The sequence below is a fragment of the Lactobacillus helveticus DSM 20075 = CGMCC 1.1877 genome (assembly GCF_000160855.1).
GTDB classification, from domain to species: Bacteria; Bacillota; Bacilli; order Lactobacillales; family Lactobacillaceae; genus Lactobacillus; species Lactobacillus helveticus.
On record NZ_GG700752.1, the window covers coordinates 105,589 to 111,136 of the forward strand.

Below are 5,548 nucleotides of genomic sequence, written 5' to 3' on the forward strand. Positions count from 1 at the left end.
TTACAACAAATTCAAGATGAATTAATACAGCGCGGTAAAAATAAATCTAATTTTATTTATATTAACTTTGAAGATTTGCAATATGAATCACTATTAGATTATGAGACACTTAACAAAGAATTAGTTAAACGTATCCAGCAGATTGATGGTAAAGCTTATATTTTTCTCGATGAAATTCAAAAAGTTATTTCCTGGGAAAAGACAATCAATTCTCTACGTGCTAGTTTTGACTGCGATATCTATATTACGGGATCAAATTCGCAATTATTATCTGGTGAGTTGGCAACAGAAATTGCTGGACGTTATATTGAAATTAAGGTATATCCATTTTCTTTTAGTGAATTCTTGAAAGCTATTAATTCAGATCGTCAAAATTTAGACCGTGATTTCTTAACATACGTAGAGATAGGTGGTATGCCATTTCTATCTCTTATTTACAATGATCGTCAGGCCTGTGATACATATTTGCAGGATATATATAGTTCAGTGGTTCTAAAAGATATTGTTGACCGTTATAAGATTAGAAATGTAGATTTGCTGCGAAGAATAATTAGTTATCTAAGCAGCGAGATTGGTCATCCTATTTCAGCAACAGGAATAGCAAAATTCTTTAAGAATGAGCATAGAGGAAGCTCAATAGATACAATTCTTGATTATATTTCTTATACCTGTGATGCTTATTTGTTCACTCGTGTACCCCGATCTTATTTGCAAGGAAAACAAAATCTGAGAGTCAATGATCAATACTACATTACTGATCATGGTTTGCGACAAACGATGTTAGGTAATAATCAGCAAAATATAGATCAAATTTTAGAAAATATTGTTTTTGTTGAATTATTGCGCAGAGGTTATAAAGTTTCTGTTGGCTTAAACGATAAGAAAGAAATTGATTTTGTTGCACAGAAAGGTAATGAAAAACGGTATTATCAAGTAACTTATATGCTAGGCAGTCAAGCAACTATTGAACGTGAATTTGGTGCATATGATGGGATTGCTGATAATTATCCGAAGTACGTGCTATCAATGGATAAATTTAATATGAGTCGTAACGGCATCATTCATCAAAATATTATTGATTTTCTATTAGAGCATTAACTAAAAAAGACTAGTAAATCAACGTTTTTTAACGAAGATTACTAGTCTTTCTTTTTATTCATTCGTTTAGAAATTCAAAACCCATAAGAAGATCAGGAAGATTACGAAGAGTAGCCACATCATCGGTGTGACTTCCTTGCCACGCTTAGCTGCGATCATGCAGATTGGGTAAGTGATCATTCCCCATGATAAACCATCTGAAATGGAGTAGGTTAATGGCATCCCTAAAATAATCAAGAATGCAGGAACCGCAATTTCCAACTTGTTCCAATGGATATGTGCAGTGTTTTGGGCCATCAAGACACCAACGATGATCAATGCTGGTGCAGTAACTTGAACAGTGAACACACCTAAAAGTGGACTGAAAATCATTGAGATCAAGAAGAAGATTGCTACGAAGACAGCGGTCAATCCGGTACGACCACCAACGGCAATACCAGCACTTGATTCAACAAACGCACCAACTGGTGAAGTCCCAAGAATAGAACCAACAGCCATGGCACTAGAGTCAGCAGCTAAAGCCTTACCAACACGTGGCATCTTGTTGTTCTTCATGAAACCAGCTTGTTGAGCCAAACCGATCAATGTGCCTGCAGTGTCAAAGAATGTAACTATTAGGAAAGTAAGAACTACGATCCACATTTGAACAGTATTGATATCTTTAACGTGGAGGACAGCTTGACCAAAAGTTGGAGCTAAGCTTGGTGCAGTAGAAATAATCTTGTGTGGTAATGCAATTTGACCAGTGCAGATGCCAAAAACTGCAGCTAGCACCATGCCGATAAAGATCGCACCAGGCACGTTCAAAATCATTAAGATAACCGTTACTAATAAACCGAAAATAGTGATCCAAACAAGGGGATCGTGCAGTGATCCTAAACCAACCAAGGTTGATTTGTTAGCAACGATCAACTTACCATTTTGCAAGCCTAAGAAGGCGATGAACAAACCAATACCAGAAGAAATAGCGAATTTTAAGTCAGCTGGAATTGAATCAATGATCTTTTCTCTTAATTTAAACAAAGTAATCAAGATAAAAAGAATTGAGGCAACGAAGACGCTGGCTAAGGCTGTTTGCCACTTAACATGCATCCCGATACAAACGGTGTAAGCAAAGAAGGCGTTAATACCTAAAGCGGGTGCTTCACCAATAGGATAGTTAGCGACAATACCCATGATGGCAGTACCAAGAGCCGCTGCTAAGGCTGTTGCGGTAAAGACGGCACCTGTATTCATGCCACTAGCTCCCAAAACGCTAGGGTTAACAAATAAAATATAAGACATACTGATAAACGTAGTTAAACCAGCAATAAATTCCACCTTGATGCTGGTCTTATATTTATCTAATTGAAAGTATTTTTTATAAAATTCATTATTCTCTCTCCAAAATCAATGTTCGTGTTTTTGCTCCTTTAACACAACTTATATACTTTAACATTGCTTTTTAAAAATGCAAACACGAATTATTAATAAAAATAATAGATTTTTTACTATCTTTTGCTACTAAAAATTAATAATATTGATCAATGTATTGGCTTTCATTCTTATTTTCTAAGCATTATTCTTAACTATAAGAAATAGTAAAAATAAACAGAATAAAGGTGAGTAAATGTCCGCAAAACTTATTTTTTCAGATATTGATGGCACATTGATTAATGACGAATTGAAGGTAACGCCTAAAACGCGTGATGCAATCCGCCAGCAGATTATTAAGGGGAACGTTTTTATTCCGGCTTCGGCACGACTTCCTAAGGGAATTACTGCTGCAGTAGGCCAAATTCTAACAGTTTTCCCAATGATTGCCTATAACGGTGCCTTGGCTTTAGATGAAACCGGTAGAGCTTTAATTACGCGCTTTTTCGATGCGAAAAAGGCTGCGGCAATTTGTCGTTACGTGGATGAACAAAATAATGGATCAGCGTGGAATATCTACAGTGGGTATGTTTGGTATTGTGCTAAAGAAAAAAGTCCGCTGGTCAAACACGAAGAAGAAATTGTCGATGTTAAAGCTACTCCGACGACTGTTGATCAGATTGAAAAATTGCAGGGCGTGCATAAGGCCTTAATCATGGGTAAGTCAGAAGAACTTGATCGCATGCAAAAAGAATTGACTGAAAAGTTCCCAGATCTTAGCTTTGTAAGATCATCTAGGACTTTACTAGAAGTAGTATTAAAAGGCGTAAGCAAGGCAAGTGCAGTAAAAATCTTAGCTGAAGAATACAAGGTGCCATTAAAAGACTGCATTGCTTTTGGTGATAACTATAATGATGAAGAAATGCTTGAAGAAGTAGGGCATCCTGTTCTGATGGGCAATGCACCTGCAGAATTAAAGGAGAAGATCGGCTTAGATCACGTGACGCTGGACAATAATCATGATGGCATTGCTGAAGCATTAGCAAAATTTGAATAAAGATAAACCGCATAGAATTTCTATGCGGTTTATTATTTTCCGAGAAATTAAGCTTCGCTTTGGATATCTGTTGGCTTTTCCCAATCTTCAGGGAGCTTTCCCATTTCTTTTAATTTATCTGTGATTTGATCCAAGACTATTTGCTTATCGGCTGGATTAGCCATGAAATCGAGTTTATCACCGTCAATTTCCATCTTTGGCGAATAATCATAGTTCTCATACCAAGGCTTGTAATAACGAAGCAGACGCTTGTAATAGTCCTCTAAAGTTGAATCATAACTTAATTGTTCATATGGACGTCCACGCTTTTTAATTCGCTTAATCATGGTGTCATATGAAACATTGATATGAACAAGCAAGTCTGGGTTCTTCTTAGGCATTCTTTCAAGCTCGTTCATCATGTTATGCAACAATTCATAGTAAGTATCTACTTCTTCTGAAGTTGCACGACCGATGTCAGCGTTCATTTGGAAAAAGAGCGCATCTTCATAAATAGAACGATCTAAGACGTTGTTATCTTCAGTAAGAGCATCCTTAATGCTGTGAAAACGCGTATTTAAGAAGTATACCTGCAATAAGAAAGCATATTTCTTAGGATCAGCATAAAAGAGTGGCAGAACTGGATTGTCGTCAACACTTTCATAAAATGGCTTAGTGCCTAAATATTTAGATAAAATACTTGTTAAACTGGATTTTCCGGCTCCAATTGGCCCGCTTAAAACAATAACTGTCATCACGTTCCTTCTTTTTATTCAGTCTTATAAGTTGCCGATTTCGTGCAACTTCTCATCAATTTCCTTTAATACTTCTCTTTGGGCGTCCATGCTAGAAACAAAATCAAGTTTGTCACCATTAATAGCCATCTTAGGAGAAGCGTCGTATTGTTCATACCATGGCTCATAGTATCTGAGCAATCTAGCGTAGTAATCTTTCAAACTTGGATCTGTGCTGATTTGTTCAAATGAACGACCACGCTTTTTAATACGATCAAGCATGGTATCAAGTGAAACATGGATGTAGATAAGCAAGTCAGGCTTCTTGCTAGGGTTGCCTGGGGTATCTTCCATCATGTTTTCAAGCAAGTCGTCATAGATCTTAAACTCTGTAGGATCTGCAACCTTGCTATCAGCGTTCATCTTGAAGAAAAGTGCATCTTCATAGATAGAACGGTCGGATACACTATTTTTATCTTGAATAGCTTGATTGATTTGAGCTAAACGGTGGTTAAGCAAATAAGTGTTAAGTAAAAAAGTGTAACGCTTCATATCTTTATAGTAGAGCGGCAAAACAGGATTGCTGTCGACTCCTTCATAAAATGCTTGCGTACCTAAATGTTCTGCTAAAATACTGGTTAAACTGGATTTCCCGGCTCCAATTGGCCCGCTTAAAACAATAACTTGAATCACATTCTTTCTTAAATACCAGATATTGGACAATTAATAAGTTTAATACGAGATATTGTGGCACACAAGCTCTTTTTTAATTCTGTTTCACGCAAAAAAGTCAAGGGTAGAAATGAAAAATCGAATAGGAATGAAATATGATTCAATTGGAGCAGAAAAAATTAAAAAAATGAATTATACTTCATTTTTTATTAAGGCTAAAGTTATCTAAAAATAAAGCAGATGACGCTATTACTAAAACTAGTGGTGCTTCTGTAATTCGATTTTGTAAAAATCTAGGTTTTAAGGGCTTTAAAGATTTTCAAATAGCTTGTGCTCAAGAACAACCATTGCAAGTTGATAACAAAATTGAAACAATTATAACTGAAAATGATAATCCTACGAGTGTATTGTTCAAATTACAAACTAATTTAAGTAAAAATATTGTTGACTTAGGTAGGTCCATTGATCATAAGGAATTAAAACAAGCTGTTGAATTGATTGATAAAGCCAGAGTGGTATTTATTGCTGGTGAAGGAGCTTCAGGATTGGCAGCGGAAGATTTTTTTGATAAGCTAATTCGCAGTGGCAAAGAAGTCATTTTTATTGATTAATTGCCGGAGAAAACACGGGATTTCAATCCCGTGATGAATCCAGC

Annotated in this window: 6 protein-coding genes and 1 pseudogene; 4 read left to right on the forward strand and 3 right to left on the reverse strand. The window is 36.0% G+C overall.

Annotated features, from left to right (window positions below; genetic code table 11):
• Positions 1 to 1,098 (forward strand): ATP-binding protein (locus HMPREF0518_RS00460; RefSeq protein ID WP_003624958.1); only part of this gene is annotated, 1,098 nt, incomplete at its 5' end.
• Between the two features lie 66 nt (positions 1,099 to 1,164).
• Here the strand turns inward: HMPREF0518_RS00460 and HMPREF0518_RS00465 are convergent.
• The gene (locus HMPREF0518_RS00465; RefSeq protein WP_080543064.1) at positions 1,165 to 2,424 is read right to left on the reverse strand and encodes an NCS2 family permease; all 1,260 of its coding nucleotides are present in this window, start codon (positions 2,422 to 2,424) and stop codon (positions 1,165 to 1,167) included.
• Between the two features lie 283 nt (positions 2,425 to 2,707).
• Between HMPREF0518_RS00465 and HMPREF0518_RS00470 the strand changes: the two genes are divergently transcribed.
• Entirely contained in the window at positions 2,708 to 3,508 is an 801-nt protein-coding gene (locus HMPREF0518_RS00470; RefSeq protein ID WP_003624962.1) for a Cof-type HAD-IIB family hydrolase, read from the forward strand.
• Between the two features lie 47 nt (positions 3,509 to 3,555).
• On the opposite strand, the gene HMPREF0518_RS00475 is transcribed toward HMPREF0518_RS00470, so the two are convergent.
• Both HMPREF0518_RS00475 and HMPREF0518_RS00480 read right to left on the reverse strand, forming a co-directional pair.
• Positions 3,556 to 4,242, reverse strand: coding sequence for a deoxynucleoside kinase (locus HMPREF0518_RS00475; protein ID WP_003624964.1), 687 nt, complete (start codon positions 4,240 to 4,242; stop codon positions 3,556 to 3,558).
• Between the two features lie 24 nt (positions 4,243 to 4,266).
• Entirely contained in the window at positions 4,267 to 4,914 is a 648-nt protein-coding gene (locus HMPREF0518_RS00480) for a deoxynucleoside kinase (protein WP_003624967.1), read from the reverse strand.
• 227 nt (positions 4,915 to 5,141) lie between these two features.
• Here HMPREF0518_RS00480 and HMPREF0518_RS10895 point away from each other — a divergent pair.
• Together HMPREF0518_RS10895 and HMPREF0518_RS10495 are read left to right on the forward strand one after the other, a co-directional pair.
• Positions 5,142 to 5,222, forward strand: a pseudogene (locus HMPREF0518_RS10895) (hypothetical protein); the annotation flags it as partial.
• 18 nt (positions 5,223 to 5,240) lie between these two features.
• Positions 5,241 to 5,504 carry a MurR/RpiR family transcriptional regulator gene (locus HMPREF0518_RS10495; protein WP_003624968.1) on the forward strand — a complete coding sequence of 88 codons (264 nt, stop codon included), beginning with the start codon at positions 5,241 to 5,243 and terminating at the stop codon, positions 5,502 to 5,504.
• The last annotated feature ends 44 nt before the right edge of the window (positions 5,505 to 5,548 follow it).